This is a genomic window from Nocardioides salarius (assembly GCF_016907435.1).
In the GTDB taxonomy this organism is placed as follows: Bacteria; Actinomycetota; Actinomycetes; order Propionibacteriales; family Nocardioidaceae; genus Nocardioides; species Nocardioides salarius.
Genome location: NZ_JAFBBZ010000001.1, coordinates 3,638,645 through 3,656,447, shown reverse-complemented (window position 1 = coordinate 3,656,447; position 17,803 = coordinate 3,638,645). Strand labels below are relative to the sequence as shown.

The 17,803-nt window shown below is 67.4% G+C and carries 18 protein-coding genes; 6 read left to right on the top strand and 12 right to left on the bottom strand.

The genetic code is table 11. From position 1 onward, the window contains the following. Positions 1 to 21 precede the first annotated feature (21 nt). The 3 genes from JOE61_RS17515 to mobF all read right to left on the bottom strand — a co-directional run bounded on the left by JOE61_RS17515 (position 22) and on the right by mobF (position 2,525). The gene (locus JOE61_RS17515; RefSeq protein ID WP_193667636.1) at positions 22 to 921 is read right to left on the bottom strand and encodes a glycerophosphodiester phosphodiesterase family protein; all 900 of its coding nucleotides are present in this window, start codon (positions 919 to 921) and stop codon (positions 22 to 24) included. A 258-nt stretch (positions 922 to 1,179) separates the two neighbouring features. Next, entirely contained in the window at positions 1,180 to 1,323 is a 144-nt protein-coding gene (locus JOE61_RS21830) for a hypothetical protein (protein ID WP_227491281.1), read from the bottom strand. Continuing rightward, the gene (gene mobF, locus JOE61_RS17510) at positions 1,320 to 2,525 is read right to left on the bottom strand and encodes a MobF family relaxase (protein WP_227491282.1); all 1,206 of its coding nucleotides are present in this window, start codon (positions 2,523 to 2,525) and stop codon (positions 1,320 to 1,322) included. The genes JOE61_RS21830 and mobF overlap by 4 nt, the downstream gene beginning before the upstream one ends. A gap of 48 nt (positions 2,526 to 2,573) precedes the next feature. On the opposite strand from mobF, the gene JOE61_RS17505 reads away from it, so the two are divergent. From JOE61_RS17505 to JOE61_RS22725, 3 genes are all read left to right on the top strand, one after another. Further along, positions 2,574 to 6,836, top strand: a complete 4,263-nt coding sequence (locus tag JOE61_RS17505) for a protein NO VEIN domain-containing protein (protein WP_193667637.1) — start codon at positions 2,574 to 2,576, stop codon at positions 6,834 to 6,836. A gap of 154 nt (positions 6,837 to 6,990) precedes the next feature. Continuing rightward, positions 6,991 to 8,223 carry a DUF6880 family protein gene (locus tag JOE61_RS17500; RefSeq protein ID WP_193667638.1) on the top strand — a complete coding sequence of 411 codons (1,233 nt, stop codon included), beginning with the start codon at positions 6,991 to 6,993 and terminating at the stop codon, positions 8,221 to 8,223. Next, positions 8,141 to 8,437 (top strand): antitoxin VbhA family protein, encoded by a 297-nt coding sequence (locus JOE61_RS22725; RefSeq protein ID WP_193667639.1) that lies wholly within the window; start codon positions 8,141 to 8,143, stop codon positions 8,435 to 8,437. The genes JOE61_RS17500 and JOE61_RS22725 overlap by 83 nt, the downstream gene beginning before the upstream one ends. Here JOE61_RS22725 and JOE61_RS17490 read toward each other — a convergent pair whose 3' ends face one another. The 9 genes from JOE61_RS17490 to JOE61_RS21825 form a co-directional block, all read right to left on the bottom strand. Further along, positions 8,438 to 8,893: a HEPN domain-containing protein gene (locus JOE61_RS17490; protein ID WP_193667640.1), complete on the bottom strand. Its 456-nt coding sequence runs from the start codon at positions 8,891 to 8,893 to the stop codon at positions 8,438 to 8,440. Continuing rightward, positions 8,893 to 9,486 (bottom strand): helix-turn-helix domain-containing protein, encoded by a 594-nt coding sequence (locus JOE61_RS17485; RefSeq protein WP_193667641.1) that lies wholly within the window; start codon positions 9,484 to 9,486, stop codon positions 8,893 to 8,895. The genes JOE61_RS17490 and JOE61_RS17485 overlap by 1 nt, the downstream gene beginning before the upstream one ends. A gap of 58 nt (positions 9,487 to 9,544) precedes the next feature. Next, positions 9,545 to 9,922, bottom strand: coding sequence for a hypothetical protein (locus tag JOE61_RS17480; RefSeq protein WP_193667642.1), 378 nt, complete (start codon positions 9,920 to 9,922; stop codon positions 9,545 to 9,547). A 70-nt stretch (positions 9,923 to 9,992) separates the two neighbouring features. Next, entirely contained in the window at positions 9,993 to 11,177 is a 1,185-nt protein-coding gene (locus tag JOE61_RS17475; protein ID WP_193667643.1) for a tyrosine-type recombinase/integrase, read from the bottom strand. Continuing rightward, entirely contained in the window at positions 11,170 to 11,373 is a 204-nt protein-coding gene (locus tag JOE61_RS17470) for a helix-turn-helix transcriptional regulator (RefSeq protein ID WP_193667644.1), read from the bottom strand. The genes JOE61_RS17475 and JOE61_RS17470 overlap by 8 nt, the downstream gene beginning before the upstream one ends. 1,092 nt (positions 11,374 to 12,465) lie before the next feature. After that, a complete protein-coding gene (locus tag JOE61_RS17465) occupies positions 12,466 to 12,966 on the bottom strand; it encodes a hypothetical protein (RefSeq protein ID WP_193667645.1) in 501 nt (166 codons plus the stop codon). Positions 12,967 to 13,079: 113 nt separating this feature from the next. Beyond that, positions 13,080 to 13,415 carry a cytochrome P450 gene (locus JOE61_RS17460; protein ID WP_204797293.1) on the bottom strand — a complete coding sequence of 112 codons (336 nt, stop codon included), beginning with the start codon at positions 13,413 to 13,415 and terminating at the stop codon, positions 13,080 to 13,082. Beyond that, positions 13,412 to 14,341 carry a cytochrome P450 family protein gene (locus JOE61_RS17455; RefSeq protein WP_204797292.1) on the bottom strand — a complete coding sequence of 310 codons (930 nt, stop codon included), beginning with the start codon at positions 14,339 to 14,341 and terminating at the stop codon, positions 13,412 to 13,414. The genes JOE61_RS17460 and JOE61_RS17455 overlap by 4 nt, the downstream gene beginning before the upstream one ends. Positions 14,342 to 14,570: 229 nt before the next feature. Then, on the bottom strand, positions 14,571 to 14,825 hold the full coding sequence (locus tag JOE61_RS21825) for an MMPL family transporter (RefSeq protein WP_193667646.1): 255 nt from the start codon (positions 14,823 to 14,825) through the stop codon (positions 14,571 to 14,573). Positions 14,826 to 14,845: 20 nt separating this feature from the next. Here JOE61_RS21825 and JOE61_RS17445 point away from each other — a divergent pair, with 20 nt between their 5' ends. Genes JOE61_RS17445 through lspA form a run of 3 tightly spaced genes read left to right on the top strand, consistent with a single transcriptional unit; the run spans position 14,846 to position 17,765 of the window. Further along, positions 14,846 to 15,241 (top strand): ArsR/SmtB family transcription factor, encoded by a 396-nt coding sequence (locus tag JOE61_RS17445; protein WP_204797291.1) that lies wholly within the window; start codon positions 14,846 to 14,848, stop codon positions 15,239 to 15,241. Then, positions 15,238 to 17,208, top strand: a complete 1,971-nt coding sequence (locus JOE61_RS17440; protein ID WP_193667647.1) for a heavy metal translocating P-type ATPase — start codon at positions 15,238 to 15,240, stop codon at positions 17,206 to 17,208. The genes JOE61_RS17445 and JOE61_RS17440 overlap by 4 nt, the downstream gene beginning before the upstream one ends. After that, complete coding sequence (gene lspA / locus JOE61_RS17435) at positions 17,205 to 17,765, top strand: signal peptidase II (protein ID WP_193667648.1); 561 nt, start codon at positions 17,205 to 17,207, stop codon at positions 17,763 to 17,765. Before JOE61_RS17440 ends, lspA begins: the two co-directional genes overlap by 4 nt. Positions 17,766 to 17,803: the final 38 nt, after the last annotated feature.

The following is a 17,803-nucleotide window of genomic DNA, read 5'->3' as shown; positions in this document are numbered from 1 at the left end:
AGGCCGGGCGCCTCGTCGGCCCTAGGCCGCGCGGGCGCGGGTGCGGCGCTCGGCGAGCACGTCCTCGAGGACGTCGGGGAAGTTCGTGATCACCCCGTCCACCCCGCGGTCGAGCACCAGGTGCATGTCGGCCCGCTCGTTGACGGTGTAGGTGTGCACCTCCATGCCGGCGTCGTGCACGGCGTCGACGTACGCCGCGTCGAAGGAGCGGAAGCTCGGGTTGATCTGGTCGGCCCAGGTCGACAGCTCGGGCAGGAGCGACTCGGCGGGACGACCGAGCAGTCCGACGGGCACCGAGGGCTGGATCTCGTGGTAGCGGGCCATGGAGGCCCAGTCGAAGCTCTGCACGACCAGCCGCTCGGACCGGACCGCGGAGGTGAGGTAGCCGGGGAAGCTCGCGAGCTCGTCGGCGACCTGCTGCTCGATCCCGGGGTAGAGGGCCGGAGACTTCACCTCCATGAGGATGCCGGCGCGGCCGCGTCGGAGCTGCTGGACCATCTCGGCCATCGTCGGGATCGGCTCGCCGGCGTACTCCTCGGAGAACCAGGAGCCCGCGTCGAGCTGCTGCATCTCGGCATAGGTGAAGTCGCCCACCCGCCACGGCGCCCGGTCGGGGAAGACCTCCTCGACGTCGGTCGTGCGCGCGAGGGTGGTGTCGTGCACGAGCACCAGCACTCCGTCCTTCGAGCGCTGCACGTCGGCCTCGACCAGGTCGGAGCCCATCTCCACCCCCAGCTCGAAGGCGGCCATCGTGTTCTCCGGGGCGTGGCCCATCGCGCCGCGGTGGGCGACGTTGGCGACGCCGACGTGCTCCGGCGGACCGGCCGCCGCGACGGCGGACGGTGCGAGGAACGCCGAGGACGCCGCGGCGCCGGCGAGGGTGGTGGCGAGCAGGACGGACAGACGTGAGGCCACGCGCATGATCGATCTCCCGAGCGGGTCGAAGTGGGGCTGACGACCCGGACGCTGTCGGCCGAGTGCGACGCCCCGATGACCGCGGGGTGACCTGGCTGCGACGCCGGCCGGAACTCCTGGCCTGCGCGACGACGAGGGCTGGCGACACCCCGGGAACGCCAGAGGCCCCCTCTCGCCAGCATTGGTGAGAAGGGGCCTCTGAGCCTTGTAGCGGGGGCAGGATTTGAACCTGCGACCTCTGGGGACGATCTGGTCGCCCAACTGCTACTTCGGAATGCCTTTGGTCAGCTTTGGTTGCCTCGGTCGGAAGACGCTCGTGCCGTCGCGCCGGGTGAAGACCGGCGGGACGGTCGCGAGCTCGGGCGGCGTCAGCCGCAGCGACCAGGCCTCTGCGGCGTCGACGATCATCCCGGTGACCGCCTCGCGTTCGGTCGTCGTCGCGAAGCGCCAGGACATGGTCTGCCGGGGGCTTCGGCGTACAGGTTGACGCGGCGCCACGTGGAGCGCTTCTCCTCGACCTCGGCGAGAACGGAGGAAGCGAGCGCGTCCACGACATCGAGCGGTACGTCGTCCGCGCGAAGTGTGCGCGGCGCTGCGTCGCTCGCGAGGTCCCGCGCCCAGGCGGTGGCGTCCTCGCCCAAGTGTGCCGACGCCGTACGCCGCCACACGTCGGTGAGCTCGGCCAGAGATCGGGACTGCTTCGACGGCCGCGTCGCGAGGCTGGCCTGGTTGCGGATCCTGTGCACGACGGCGCGGCTCGGTCGGTGGCCATGCTTGGCGACGTACTGCTGAATGAGGTCGTCGGCCGCGGCGTCGATCGCGGTTGCTCGGCTTGAGAACAGCTTCGAGAGGGACTGTGGGACACCCGCGATGACCCACTCGCGATTGCGGTCTCGGCCGCGGGATCGCGGCTCCCAATCGACTCCGAGCGCGCGGGTGAGATGGTCAGCGAAGACGGCCTGGTGCAGCTCGGACACGGCCACTGCCCAGGCGTACACCGCCTGGCTGTCGAGAGAACGCCACTTGCGGTCGATCGAGGTCAGCGTCTTGTTGCTGATGACGACGTGGGTGTGCAGGTGGGGATCCCCGGCGCGGGAGTCCCAGTGCTCGTAGGCGGTCGCGATGAACCCCGTCGTCTCGACCTGCGCGACGGCGCCATCGGGCGTCCCGACGCCCATGCGGGTAGCAGCGAGCACGCAATCCATGAAGTCGAAGACATCCCCGATCGCGTCGTGGTGGGCGTTGGCGATAATCGCCTGTGTGCCGGCGTCGGCGACACCCCACAGGACGCTTGCCGACTTCGGGATCGAGAACGAGAAGTCGAAGCCGGCCACCGCCTTCTGCTTCGTAGTCCCGTAGATGGGGTAGGCGCGGCCGAGCCGCTCGCCGGTGACCGGATGGCGGCCGTGGTCGATCAGCAGCTCCAGCTGAGCCTGGGTGACCTCGCCGCCCTCCTTGAGTCCGAGGTCGGCGACTCCGGAGCCGATCCACCTTCCCGGCGGTGGTGCCGGTCTCGCGTAGTAGCGCGTGAGCGGAGTCGAGAAATCGCGCTCCCCATCGCCGACGACAACCGTCTTGAGCAGGTACTTGTAGCCGTTCGGGCCTGGCATCGACGAAAGGCCCTAAGGTGTCGGATCCGTGAGGCATGCTGTCTGGTGATGCCCGACGAGCCCATCGACCCAGCAGCTCGGCAACATGCTGAAGAGGTCGCCAACCTGAAGTTGCTCTTAGACTCAGGCGGGCGCGAGTACGCCCTGCGATCGCTCGATGAGCGTGGCGGCGCTCAGGAGCTCGTACGCCAGCAGTACTCCGGGCGCTACCCATTCGAGCTGCTCCAGAATGCGAACGATGCCGCCCGCGAAACGGGAACGAGTGGTCGCGCACGATTTGTGCTGACGGAGACTGCACTCCTGGTCGCGGACAACGGCACAGGTTTCGGCGAGCGCCAGGTCAAAGCGATCTGTTCGCTAGGACGATCTTCCAAGGGGCCAGGCACCTCGATCGGCCACAAAGGACTCGGGTTCAAGTCCGTCGGTGAGATCACCGACCAACCACAGATCATCTCAACGGGCACCAACTTTCAGTTCGACTCCGTCCGGCTCTCTCGCGACCTGCAGGAACTCTTCGGGACCCTTCCGCCCAAGCAACGATTCCCGGTCTATGCGTTCCCCTATCGAGTCAGCGAGGTCGACGTCGATGCTGATCGCGAGGAGATTGCTCGCCTGCGTTCAGATGGCTTCGCGACAGTCATTCGCCTGCCGATTCGGAGCGGTGTTGCGAGAGAGACTGTTGCGCAGCACCTCGTCACGAACCTCTACCCGAGGCTGCTCCTCTTTCTGCCCGACGTTGACCATCTCGAGCTCGGCGGAACGGATTCGGACTTCTCGGCCGAGGTTGCCCGCCAAGACGACGGCACGGTCGAGCACGTGCTCATCGAGACAGACAGCGGCAGCGAGGAATGGCTCATCTACCGCGGAGCAGTCTCGCCGGAACGCGATGTGCTCGAACCCATGGGGGAAGCGTGGTCCGAGGTCGACGAGGTTCGCTTCGCTGTCGCAGTCCCTCTCGACCAGGACTCCCAACCCCTGACATCCGAGACCTTCCCACTCCACGTCTACTTCCCCACCGAGGAGAACCCGGGACTCCACGTCGCTGTGCACGCCGAGTGGGCGCTCACGATGGATCGCCGGCGGATCGCAGGAACCCCGGAGGCGATCGAGTTCAATCGTTTCCTGCTCGACTCTGTTGCCGACTTCGTCGCCTCGTCCGTGGCGGTCGAGCTGGTCAACCGCTGCGGACAGAGCGCCGCGAGCGTGAACGTGCTGCTTCCACTCGACGGACAGGACCTCGATGGTGGCGCTGGCCGCCTGGTCAATCGGTGGCGAACCCTCCTGTCGGAGGTCGACTTCCTGCCCTTCGTTGACGACACACTCCGTAAGCCGGTCGACGCCCAACTCCTCCCGGCCGGAGTGCCCGATCCGCATGCGGCCCATACGCTGACGACCCTGCCGCCGGCCAACACCCTGCGTCCGGACGTCGAGTCCGTTCCGTCGATCCGGACGTTCGTCGCCTCCGTGACCGAACGCGCGCCGCTTGGGGAGTCCGACTTTCTGAACCTGATGTCGCCGCCGACCAGTGAGACAGTCCACGCGCTCTACTCATTCCTCGTGGGATGGCGCAATACGCACGGCCTGTCTCTTATTCACAAGCTGCAAGACGTCCGCTGTGTTCTCACCACCAACGGCCAGTTCCTCGCGCCGGCAGAGCAGACGATCTTCTTCCCTCGGCGGGACTCGTCCCTCCCGGACGACATACCCGTGCCCATCGCAGCAATTCCCGACGTCGAGGGCGCCCAGGGACTCCTCACCGATCTCGGTGTAAAGGACTTTGAATGGCGCGATCTCATCCGCGAGTACCTCGTCAAAATTCTGGAGAACCCGGATGCCGATCCAGCCGAGCGCAAACGCGCGATGGATGGCTTGCGGGCCTATCAAGCCGTTCGACGAAGCGGCGGTGAGGAAGTCGGGGCTCTGCTCGGACGGGTCCTCCTGCCCACACGTCTGGCTGGAGGCAACGAAGCGGTGGGCCTTCGACGCGCCGACCGGATGTATTTCGGCACCGATTGGACGGGCTCGACGCGGCTCGAGCAGATCTATGGCCCGTTCGGCGAAGCAGAGTTCCTCGCGGCCGAAGTGCCGGAGGATCCCGACGCCCTCCGCACCGAGGTGGACTTCTATCGGATGCTCGGTGTTGTCGAGCATCCGCGTCTGGACTCAGCGACCGGACGTTACACAGTCGGAGGCACTCGCCATCCCCAAGCCGAGGATGTCACGTTCGCGGAATGGCTCGCTTCGCTGCCCAATCAAGGGCGTAGGTGCACTCAGGGACATGAGGGCAGCCAAGAACTCACCGTCAGCTTCAAGTTGGACAGGTTCGCAGAGCTTGCCGAGACCGGCGATCCCGTTCGGCTGCTGCCGCTGTGGCAAGAGCTCGCACTTCATTGGGGCAAGGTCTACGAGGAAGGCCTCGACTCGACCATCCGGTGTACCCACGGCTGGCACTCGTCGGACAAGAACAGGGAGGTCGAATCCCTCTTCGGCTACCTGCTGCGGACGCGGGCTTGGGTCCCAGTCGAGCTCGCAGGCAAAGCGACAGTGGCCCGTCCGGGCGCCGCATGGGTAGAGACCACGGAGCCGCCACCCCGAATCCGCGAGCGCATACCGCGAATCAGCGAAGCGATGTACCGAACTCGGGGCGGCTCGGCACTCGCGACAGGACTCGGCCTCATTGAAGCTGGACGACCTGGGGTCGACGATCTGTTACGCGTCCTGGCGTCTGTGGCCGAGGAAGCCGACAGTCTTGGATCCAGCAATCGAGAGATCGACCTCGCCGCCCGTTGGGTTTTGCGCACCATCGACGATGTGCTCCCGCCCGGCGCCGATCCGCATCCCGATCCGAGCCAGGTCCGCGTCTTGGCTTCGCACCGCGGTTCGACGTCGTTCGTGGCGCAACCACCCTTTGCCGAGGATGCCTTGCTGCGTGACACCTGGGAGCAACTGCGACCGGTCCTGTCTGCAGACACAGGGCTCACACGACTCACGTCATACCTGAGCCTGGTGAAACTCGACGATGCGGTCATCACTACTCCTATCGCCTACGAGGAGCATCGAGGCTCGACGCTCGAACGGGTACGTCGAAAGCTCGATGCGACGAAGCCGCACATCTTCGCCCTGGTTCTAGCCGAGAACTCGCGAGCTGAAGTACGTGTCCGACCCGCGCTCCGGCGACTCGAGTTGGTCGTATGTGACCGCCTTGTCCTCAAGTACACCTATGAGGGTGATGAAGTGGAGCGCGAGGACGCAACCTGCTTCATCGCCACGCGACAAGAGCTGTATGGCCGAGCTCGACGCAACATCGGCACGGCGTATCTGGAGCTCGACCCCTCAACAGGCGAGCCCGACTGGTTCGCTGTCGGCCGCCAGCTCGCCCAACACCTCGACGTCATGGGTCATGCCGACGCCATCACAATGCTGCTCAAGATGGACAGGGCGGACCGCGAGCGGATGATGACGGATCGCCAGATCCCTCTGGAAGCTGTGGCCGAAGCCCGCGAGCGTTTGCAACTCCCCCTCGAGGACGAGCAGGAGTCGACCAGCACCCTCGATGCTCTGATCGCGGCCGCATCGGCGAACACAGCCGAACTCGCCGTCGACGACGTCGACGACGTCGAGTATCCCCCGGCGCCGCCAACCGACGACGACCTTCATCTGCCGACGTCGCCCAATGACGACAACGCGATCTCCGAACCGTTTGCTCCGCCGGTCATCGACTGGGACTCGGTAGAGCTCGTCGACGCGACTCTGGGAGATGTCGCGATGTCCGACGGCGCACCGAAACGTCGGGCAAGCGCTAGTTCCGTTGGGACGTCGCGAGCTCCGACCGTGCAAAGCGAGATGGCCAAGGTCGCCACGGGCAAGCTCGGAGAGAAGATCGCTTACAGGAAGGAGCGCGAGAGGGTGGCCGCCTTCGGGGGCGATCCCGATACCGTCTTTTGGCGCTCAAAGGACGACGAACTCGCGCCTGTCGACATCATCAGCATTGACGAGGGCGGCGATCGGATCTACATCGAGGTGAAGGCAACGTCGGCGTCCGACCCAGCCACCCCATTCGACATTTCCCGATCCGAACTCCTGGAGGCGGGCGCCTACGGCGACCGCTACTACATCTATCGCGTCACGGACACGAACACGGCGACGCCGAGAGTCACCAGGTGGGCCAATCCGATGAAGCTCATCCGCGAGAACCAAGGTCGCCTCCTCCTGTCGGGCGCCCAGATGGAACTTGGCCTGGTCACAGCCGCTGTCGACTCCGACCTCGGCGAACCCACGGACGCCCTCCACCTCGATCTGCCAGAGGCGTAACAGCGAAATGGTTGAAGAACCAGGGTAGGCGGGGAGGGCGGATAAGGGGCGGAAGTTTGAGGGGGCGTAGGACGGGGCGGATGTGGTGAGAGCGCAGATCGGACAGGGGTGAGGGGTAACAGAGGTGGGCGCTCGAATTGTGAAGAATGGGCGAGTGACCTCGCTGGCCGACGCCGTACTCCCCCTGATTCGCACCCGCCCGGACCTCTACCGCTACAGCGTGGCCAACGCGCACGGCCAGGACATGCACGAGGCGATCGACATCCTCGAAGCGGCGATCCCGACGGCAGACCCCGCCGAGATCTACACGGTCACGCACAAGGCCCTCGCCTCGTCGCTGAAGGTGATCGCGCGTGCGGATGACTCCGCCGGGATCATCGGTGACGCCTGCCGCCGGCTGCTCGAGCTCCACCCGCGCGCAGCGGCTTCAGCCAGGACGCCGGTCGGCAAGCTGGTCGACTGGATGATGGAGTTCCAGTTCGACGACGACGATGTCGACTACTTCGAGCTCGACCCGGTGGCCTATGCGCCGGCGCTCGGTGACGTCGGCATGGCCGCCTACCGGAAGCGCCTGGCGGAGGTCGAGGCGAAGCTCGGGTCGCGCCCATCGGAGGACGAGCGATGGTCGTCAGGTCACTCGCACGCGAGGTCCACACTCGGCTGGAACGCGCAGCGGCTCGCCGTCCTCGATCACGACATCGACGCGATCATCCGCACCCATGCGAAGGATCGGAAGGTCGCTGCGTGGCTGCAGGACACGGCGAAGGCGTTCGAGGAGATCGGCGAGATCGATCTGGCCATCGACTGGGCGAAGCAAGCCACGGACTTCGACCGCGGGCACCAGTCGCGCAAGGCCGCGGAATACTGGTGCGGCCTGCTGGAGGCCCACCGGCCGGACGAAGCTCTGGAGGCCCGGCGCTCGGTGTTCCGCAGGTGGCCGTCTTCGACATCGGCGGCACGGCTGCACAAGGCCGCCGGCAAGGCGTGGCCCGAGTATCGCAGCGAGGTGGTGGCCACGCTCGCGGCGAGCCCGAGTGACGCAGTGCTCTTCGCGCTGCTGACGCTGAAGGAGCCTGAGTTCGCCTGGAGCCTCGCGCACTCGCTCGCGCTCGACAGCGACCACACGTGGAGCGAGCTCGTAAAGGCCTACGAGAAGGTCGACCCGCTCGCCGTGCTGCCGATCCACCAGCGCCTGGTCGAGAACGAACTGGTGGAGGCAGGGGCGCAGCATTACCGGCTGGCCGCTCGGCGGCTCGCGAAGATGCGGAAGCTCGCTGCGGGTTCCGAGCACGCTGACGAGGTCGATGACTTGGTCGCCGAGCTTCGAGAGACCCATCGACGGCGTCCGCGACTCCAGCAGGAGTTCGATCGAGCTGGGCTCCCGTGAGCCACAACAGCATGGAGGCCGAGTCGTGACCGGACAAGACTCGGTCGATGTCGGGCGGCGTAGGCGGGCCGTCGAGGATGCTCGGCGGTCATCCGAGTTGGAGGGCTCCCGCAGCAGCGACGCCACCCGCGCCGACCAGGACGCATTGGTGCGCGGCGAGATCGACGCAGGGCAACTGGTCGAGCGGGTGCGGGCTCGCCATCGCCTGGTCTGATCAGAACAAGCCGAGCTGATCCAGCAGACCCTGCGCCGCGGTGATGATCGCCTGCGCGTCGTCGACAGCTTCGGCAGCCTCGTCGTGCGTGGCGTCGTCGCCGGGGCGCTCGGGATACTCGAGTTCGTTGCGCCGACGACGGAGCGCGCCGAACTGTCGGAAGCCAGGTCCGAACTGCGCTCGAGCAGCGCGCTCGACGGCGTAGTGCCCACCCTTCGTCGTCGGCCGCAGTCCTTGATGAGCGAGCAAGGCGGTCAGTGCCTGACGTGCGGCGTCGTAGGCCAGGACGAACGCGGAGTCAGGGTCGGTCCCAACGGCAGAACGGGCGGTCGACAACGTGACGGTCGCCTTCTCAAGGAGCCGCTCGCCGTTGGCAGCGGCACCGGTCAGCTTCTGCAACTCCCCCGCCGCGAGCAGCGCTTCGACGTCGGACTCGCCGCGCGTCCAGCGGGCCATCAGGAGCTCACCTGCTCCCCCGAGTCGAGGACGGTGACGTGCGCAGACTCCTTGATTTGCGCGACGAGCACGTCCTCCGGATCAGCCCACTGCTTCGCCGTGCGCACGACCGGGTTGACCTCGATCCCCAGTCGGGCGTTCGCTCGGTCTGCCGCGTCGTAGAGGTCGGCACGGTCGACCTTTCCCACCACGAGGACGTCGATGTCGTGCGGCGGCGGACCTGCCTGACCGTCGTACCGGGCCGCCCAGGAGCCGAAGATCACGACCTGCTCGGCGCCCCCGATCGCGAACTCCTCGGCGATCACGGCCCGAGGACCGAAGGTGATCTCCAGGAGTTGGGTCAGTGCCTGCGCCGCCGGGTGGTCGACATTCGCGCGAATCAGCCGGTTCCGTCCCTGGGTTCGGCTCCTGAGGAGGCCGGCCTCATCGAGGCGGATCACCTCGCGGTGCAGCGTGGAGAGAGGAACGCCAAGGCGCGCGGCAATCTCGGTCACGCCGTACTCCTGCTCAGGGTGCAGCAGCAGCCACATCAGCAGTTCGGCCTGATGCTGAGATCGGAACACCGGCATCAGCGCCGGTCCATCGCTACGCACAACTGGAATATATCTCCCGATTATAGGTAGCGTCAAGGCGCCTTCCCTCACCACGACCTCACTCATCGTTCCCGACGAACTCGAAGTTCATCTTCACCGAACAGGTGGGGCAGAGCGTCTTGTACCAGCCGCGCCCGCCTCGACGCGCGAGCCAGCCAGGCCGCCCACAGCGCTCGCAGGTCTCGTAGGACTTGGCCTCGGCCTCGCGGATCAGGTCGTAGAACCGCTCTGAGGTCTCTTGGTCGACGTCGCCGGGATTGGCGTAGTAGCGCAGGCCTCCGAACTTCTCCTTGACCTGGCTGACCGTGTAGTCCGGCGAGAGCGCCTTCAGCTTCGCCTCCAGCTCGGCGATCAGGGTGCCCCAGCCGTCGTCGCACTCGAACCAGCTGTTCGACTCGTCGAGATTCTCTTGGCTCTCCTCGTTCCGGTCGTCCATCGTCACTCCTTCCCGTCCAGGTCGACCCGGTCCCGACCGTACGGACGGGGTCCGACATCAACGAACCGATTTAGTCGTCCTTGTGGGCGAACGCCTGCTCGAGGAGCTCGGCGGTCAGCGGGTTCACCTGCCCGTTGCGGCGGATGTAGTGCTCGATCGTCACCTTGGGGTCGGTGTGGCCGAGCAGCTCGGAGGCAAGATTGAGGCTGGCCTGCTCGTTCACCACGGTGGCGACAGTGCGTCGGAACATGTGCGGCGTGACGCCCTCGATGCCGGCGTCGCCGAGGACTTTGCGGAGCTGGCGGCGGACGTTGGCGGTGGTGAGCGGCGTGCCCTCGCGGCTGCAGAACACCAAGGCGTCGAGTGAGTGGTCGCGCATGGTCGCCATCCGCCGGCGCAGTGCCTCGGCGGTGAAGGTCGGCAGCGCGATGACCCGGTTCGACCGGTCGGTCTTCGGGTGCTCTTGGCGATAGGTCCCCTTGCCGCGCTCGGAGATCACCGTCCCGCAGATCCGCAGGGTCGCCGGACTCGTCGTCAGGTCCAGATCGCGGCGGCGGATGGCCAGCGCCTCGCCGATCCGGGCGGAGGTGCCGAGCATGACTTCGACGATCTGCCCGAGCTGCCCGTCCGGATTCGGGCCCGACGTGCCGCGGGTGGCCTCCCATGCCTTGATCACCGCACGGATCGCGTTGACCTCGGCAGCGGTCAGGGCAGTCGGCGTGCGCTTCGGCTTGTGGAGCCGGGACACGTTGTCGATCGGGTTGCGCGGCAACACCTCGTGCCTGACCGCGAGTGCGAACGACTGCCGCAGCACCGTCCGAGCGCGCTTGGCCGACGAGTACGAGCTGTTGCCCAACTGCTTCAGCAGGGCATCGCAACGGGCGACCCCGATCTCGCGCAGGGTGAAGCCCTGGAACGCCGGCAGGACCAGACGGCGCATGTCGCGCTCGTAGTTGAAGCGGGTCGCCGGCGCGATCCGGCCTTCGAGGTCGAGGTCGGCGAGCCAGTAGTCGACGAGCGCCGGGAACGGGCTGTCCGGCGTCAGCGTCGTGTCGACGGGCTGGAAGGCGTTGCGCTGCGTGAGCTTCTTCTTCAGCGCCACCTCGGCCGCTGGCCGTGACGGCGCGGTCGCCTGGACGAGGCGCGTCTGGCCGTCCCAGTCCCGGAAACGCGTGCGGGCCTCGACCTTGCTCTTGCCGCGGGTGATGAACGCGATCTCGCCGTACCCGCCGATCGGGATCCGCGGCCTACTCATGGTCGGCCTCGTGGTGCTCCTCGAGCCACTCCTGCACGTCGCTGACCGCGAACCGGAGGTGCTTCCCGAGCTTGAACGCGCGCGGCGCCCGGCCGGATAGCCGCCAGTCGTAGATGGTCTGCACGGGGACGCCGAGGTACTCGGCGAGCTCCTCGACCCCGATGAGGGGCTCGAGCCCCAGCTTCGTCGTACTCATGCCGAGTAGGTGGGCGGGCGCTGCCGCGCGAGCCCGAAGCGACCGGAACCAACGGTGCTGCGGCCCGGTGGGCAGCGCTGCGCACCTGTGAATGTGATGGGTAAACGATGGGATCGCATCTCGCCCCCAAAGCGAAAGTCCAGGTCAACCATGGGCTGACCTGGACTTTCTTCGTAGCGGGGGCAGGATTTGAACCTGCGACCTCTGGACTCACAGTTCGGTGGTGACGGGTTGCGAGCCTGCTTGCTGCTTTTTGCTGCCTCGCGCTCTGACCTGCGCAAACGCACAGTGAACGAGGCGACGGCGCCCAATCCTCTTGATGCTATCTGACGTCGCTAGATGGCTTGCGATACCGTTTTCGGGACATAAACGTGGCATGGCTCGAATCTCATCCGAGCGAAGGCTCGCTGCCCGCCGCAGCCAACAGCAGGCGGTCTCGACCGGCGCCGGGTACGCATCATCCGGCCCATCGTGGACGGCTGCACGACCTGACCGTCCCAGTCAAGGGTGAGGTCGGAGATCACGAGCACCCGTTCGCGGGTGACAGGGATGGGGTCCGGGTCCTCGACGATGATCGCGCCGTAGAGGCCTCGGAAGACTTACGCGAGGACGCGACGGCGACCTCCGTGACAGGCGCGGGTACATCCCCGCCTCTGTGGCCCGCTCCGCGCGAATGACAGCCGCGGACAGCGTGCGTCGGTCGACCGCCTCCCGATTTGCAGGAAGGCCGTCGCGCTACCCCTCGGTCGTTCGGCGGCGTTTCCCGTGTCCGTCACTTCGCTTGGTACGAATCCGGTACATGCCCGTCTGACTGACCCTCACAAACGCGGCCGCGGAACCGGGGCCCAAGGGGGCCGTCGCAAGCATGACGATTAGGCGAGCACGCGGACAGCGAGCTGAGACTGGAGCACCTGAGCGAGAGAACCGTCCAGTCCCCGCCGCGTCCTGAGCTGGCTACGCTCATGGCGCACCGTCTTCTTGCCCAAGCCCTCACGGCCGGCCACAGCCACAGCCGCCGAGGTCAGCGACAGGCGCTCCGGCAGATCCGCAAGCGCCTGCCTACGCATCCTTCCAGTCCTCGAGGATGCGGCATCAGAGGCGGGCGCTCGAGACTGAACCTCGTGGGACGCTGGAAGAAACGAGCGCGGTACCGAGCAGTACCAAGGTGACGACAGCGGCTGCCAGCCACGCCAGGTGAGTCGTGAGGGCATGGGGCACGAACATCGTGTAGCCCACTCCGCCCAGTGTCACGACCAACAAGGCCACCGCCGGTGGCCACACCCACACCTGGCGTAGGGCGATTATCAGCGCCACGGCAGGCACCCAGTAGGACACCTCGCTGGCGAGGCTGTCGAGGTCGCGTACGGCGGCTGCCGGGGCCTCAGCGAACGGAACCGCGTCCACCCAGTCGGCGAAGAACATCGCCGCGCAATGGAACGCCAAAATCGCAGCTGCTGTCACGGTCACGACCAGGTCGCCTGTTGAAATTGCGCTGGAGTGGCTTCGCCACAGTGGACGCCGAGCGGCGAGACGTGCTCCGACCAGGACACTGGCCGTCGCCAGCAGCAACCCCCAGTAGATCGGTTGGTCCACCGACAAACCACCTCGATGATCGTGTGACGACGACCGTTCGGACGGCGCGCCGCGGGATCTCTCTCCTGGAATGCTAGCTCCGCACCACGGGTCCGCCACCCACGTGGTCCAGGTCAGGCGGAGATGCCGGTCGCCACAAGTCGGATCGGATAACCGCCGGTTGGCAGTGCCGGGAGTCGACCGAAGTCGACGGGAGCAGACGGGGCCACCGCGGTATAGGTCATGTGCCTGACGAACTGATCGAGGGCCACGACCATGAGCCGTGTCGCGATCGGCTCGCCGGGGCACCGATGATGCGCAGCGGGGTCGCCCCCGCCCTGAGGCACGAACGCAAACCGATCGGGTTCCTCGCCGAGGAACCGTTCGGGGTCGAAGCGTTCCGGGTTGATCCAGTACCGGTTGTCGTGGTTCGTGCCATACAGGTCGAGCAGGACGCGGCGGCCCTTCACGAACAGGTGGCCCCCCAGTGGAAGTCCTCGCGGACGACGGCAGCCACAGCCGGGAAGAACGGGTAGTGACGGCGCACCTCTTCCACGAACGCCGTGTCTTCACTTCCGTCACCGGTGGCGAGCCGCTTCCTCCAGGCCGGATGAGCGTCGAGCGCGTGCGCAACGAGCGTGATGTACACCGCCGTGGCGATTGTGGGTCGCAGCACGTTGAGCAGCTCCACCCCTGCCACGCGGGACGCCATCGGACGACCGTTCGGCTCACGGTGGTGGGCGACGACGTACGCCGCGGACGACGGAGGCGGGTCCAGCTTGCCGGCCCGGACGTGATCGATGACGGCGGCGGCCCATCGGTCAGCCGCTCTGCGAGCGGCCCGCGAGCGAAGGTGACTGACGCCGATCTGCCCGGCCTCATCGAAAAGGGCACTGAGCTGCCGGGTGCGGTCCTCGACCTCGGCCGCAGGCAGGGGTACGCCTGCCCACTCGCAAACGGCCAGGGTCAGCAGCTCCTGGAGCCGGGGATAGAGCTGAATCCGTCCGACGGCCTCCCAGTCGTCCACGGCTCGCCGCCACGAGCGAGTGACGCTTTCGGCAAGCGCTTCAACTCGGTCGGGTTGAACGATCTGGAGGAACATTGCCTTGCGTTGGCGATGGTCCTCGCCGTCGAGACCCTGTACGCCTCCTTGGCCGAAGAGGGTCTTCTGCAGTGCACCTGGCGCAGCTCCGGCCCGCTGGAACCGTGCCGGATCGTAGAAGACACCGGCGGCCTCGACGCCGGTCATGCAGGTCGTCGGCCGCAGCAGGAGCCGGGTCAGGAAGGCGTCTGCACCGAGCTCGGAGGCCCGGCGCGAGATGAAACGGTAGGGATCGCGAAGCAGCGCGATCGTGCTGCCGGCCGACTTGAGGTCCGAGAGATTCAAGGTGATCACCCTTCCGGTGTCGTTGGTCGACGGTACCCACGGTTCCCGGCACTAGGCACGGCGCACGGTCGGTGACTCATCGCTGTCTCTTGACCTCTGCCTCGCCCGAAGTGCTTGAGCGCAGGGCGTCGGTGCCGACAGCCAGCTCGGTGGCGATGGTCGGCAGGGCGACGTTCGTGATGGGGATACCGAAAACCCGCTCCGCCTTCCTCTTGTGTCCGGGATGAGCCGGGTTGGGTCAGTCGGTGAGGCCCAGCCGTTGGTGCAGGCGCCGTAGCGGCGCGGGGGCCCACCAATTCGCCTCTCCGGCCAGTCGCATGATCGCGGGCACGAGCAGGGCGCGGATGATGGTCGCGTCGAGAATGACGGCGAGTGTCAGGCCGACGCCGATCACCTTCAGGGCGGTCAGGTTCGAGGCGGCCAGGCCAGGAAGACGGTGACCAGGATGGCGGCCTAGCGTGATCGCTGACAGCGGACGTGGACGATCAATCACACTGCCGCTATCATCGAGCTATGCCAATGACAACGACCCATGCCGACGCGGGCCTCAGGCGCGGCGCGGCCCTGTTCCACGGCCTCGCGGACCGCAACCGGCTGTCAATCATCCGCCATCTCGCCGATGAAGAGCGACGCGTCGTGGACCTCACCCAGGCCCTCGGGCTGGCTCAGGGAACCGTGTCCGGTCACCTCGCCTGCCTCCGCGACTGCGGCCTCATCGTCGGGCGACCGGAGGGTCGTCAGATGTTCTACTCCATCGCCCACCCTGAGCTGATGGATCTTCTCGGCGCAGCCGAGCAGCTGCTCGCCCTGACCGGCGAGTCGGTCGACCTGTGCCCCATCTACGGACCCGCTGACCCGTTGTCCGAGTCCCGCCCCGACGCCCCCACCACGAAGGAACGTGCACTGTGACTGACGCCTGTGGCTGCGGCTCCGACGAGCCCCGAGAAGACAGCAACGAACTGGAGGAGCAGGAGCCCGAGCGTCTGTGGGAGGTCAGTGAGCTGCGGTTCGCCGCTGCGGCCGGCCTCTTCCTCGTCGCCGGCTTCGTGGCTGATCTGAACGACGCATCCCAGGGGGTGGTGACCGGGCTGAACGCCGTCGCCCTGGCGCTCGGCGCGTGGACCTTCGTCCCTAACACGCTGAAGCGGTTGGCCAAGGGCAAGATCGGGGTCGGCACCTTGATGACGATCGCCGCTGTGGGCGCGGTGATCCTCGGTGAGGTTGCGGAGGCGGCGATGCTGGCCTTCCTCTACTCCATCAGCGAGGGCCTGGAGGAGTACGCCGTGGCCCGCACGCGTCGCGGCCTGCGTGCCCTGCTCTCACTGGTCCCGGCCGAGGCCACCATCCTTCGCGACGGCTCCCAGGCCGTCGTGGCTCCTGCCGAGCTCGCCATTGGTGACCTGCTTCTGGTGCGGCCCGGAGAACGGGTCGCGACCGACGGCGTCATCCGGACCGGCCGCACCGCACTCGATGTCTCGGCCCTCACCGGCGAGTCCGTCCCGGTCGAAGCCGGCCCCGGCGACATCGTCTACGCGGGCTCCATCAACGGCACCGGCGTCCTCGAGGTCGAGGTCACCACTACCGCCGAGGACAACTCCCTGGCGAGGATCGTCACCATCGTCGAGGCCGAGCAGTCCCGCAAGGGCGAGGCCCAGCGCCTGGCCGACCGCATCGCCAAGCCCCTGGTCCCCGGCATCATGGTCCTCGCCGCCATCATCGCCATCGTCGGCAGCCTGATCGGCGACCCCGCCACCTGGATCGAGCGTGCACTGGTCGTGCTGGTCGCCGCCTCGCCGTGTGCGCTGGCGATCTCCGTGCCGGTCACCGTGGTCGCTGCCATCGGCGCCGCCAGTCGCATCGGCGCGTTGGTCAAGGGCGGCGCCGCCCTCGAGGCGCTCGGCCGGATCCGGACCGTCGCCCTGGACAAGACCGGCACCCTGACCCGCAACGACCCCGCCGTGGTGGAGGTTGCCACCGCACCCGGCCACACCCGCGAGCAGGTGCTGGACGTCGCCGCCGCGCTGGAGGCCCGCAGCGAGCACCCCCTGGCCCGCGCCATCCTTGCCGCCGTTCCAGAGCACCGCGACGCCGAGGGCGTGGAGTCCGTCACCGGCGCCGGTATCATCGGAGTGGTCGACGGGCGGCCGGCACGGCTCGGCCGGCCGGGTTGGATCGCCGCCGGCGAGCTCGCCGAGCCGGTGCGCGGCATGCAGGAGGCCGGCGCCACCGCCGTGCTCGTGGAGTACGACGGGGTCGTGATCGGTGCCGTCGCCGTCCGCGACGACCTGCGACCCGAAGCCGCCGAGGTCGTCGCCCGCCTCCGCGCCGACGGCTACCAGGTCGCCATGCTCACCGGTGACAACGAGCGCACCGCGACCGCCCTGGCTGCCCAGGCTGGGATCAGCGACGTCCATGCCGACCTCCGCCCCGAGGACAAGGCGGCCATCATCCACCGGCTCCGGGAGCAGCGACCCACCGCCATGGTCGGCGACGGCGTCAACGACGCCCCCGCACTGGCCACCGCCGACGTCGGGATCGCGATGGGCGCCATGGGCAGTGACGTGGCGATCGAGACCGCCGACGTCGCCCTCATGGGCGAGGACCTGCGCCACCTCCCCCACAGCCTGAACCACGCTCGCCGCGCCAGGTCGATCATGCTGCAGAACGTTGGCCTCTCGCTCGGCCTGATCACCATCCTCATCCCGCTGGCTGCGTTCGGCGTGCTCGGGCTCGCGGCCGTGGTCCTGGTTCACGAGGTCGCTGAGATCTTCGTGATCGGCAACGGCGTGCGTGCGGGTCGGGTTCGCCCGCTTGCGGCGGCACCTGCTGGTGCGTCTGCGGCCACCGCTGTTCCAGCGAAAGCCGGGGCACGGTGAGCCGCGGTCCCGCCAGCGCCGCCACTCGAAACCGAACCCGACGCGCTTCAGTGATTGCAACGGCCGTGACGGCCGCCGCGATCGACCTGGGAGCGAAAGCTGCCTCAGAATCGCGACTCGCGGACTCGACGGTCGACCTCGGACTGATCCAGCTCCGGCTTGCGTACAACAGCGGCGTGGCATTCTCCGTCGGCAACCGACTTCCCTCGTGGGTGATCGTGGCCGTGACCGGGACGCTTGCCCTTGCGTTGGTCGCGTACGCCTGGCACAGGGCGCCGCGCGCCGGGTGGGTGGAGCGGATCGCTGGAGGCGCCGTCATCGGCGGAGCCGTGGCCAACCTGGTCGACCGTGCCGGCGACGGCGTCGTCACCGACTACCTGCACACCGGCTGGTGGCCCACCTTCAACCTCGCAGACACCTTCATTGTTGTCGGCTTCATGGTGATCGCCCTGCTGCAGGCCCGTCCCGAGAGCAAGGGCGACCAGGCTACGGACGCGGTGCCGTACGTCCGACCCGCTGCCAGCACGGACACCACCACAGACACCAAGCACCCGTAGCCAGCGGCGCCGACGACAGTCGACACCGCCGAGACGAA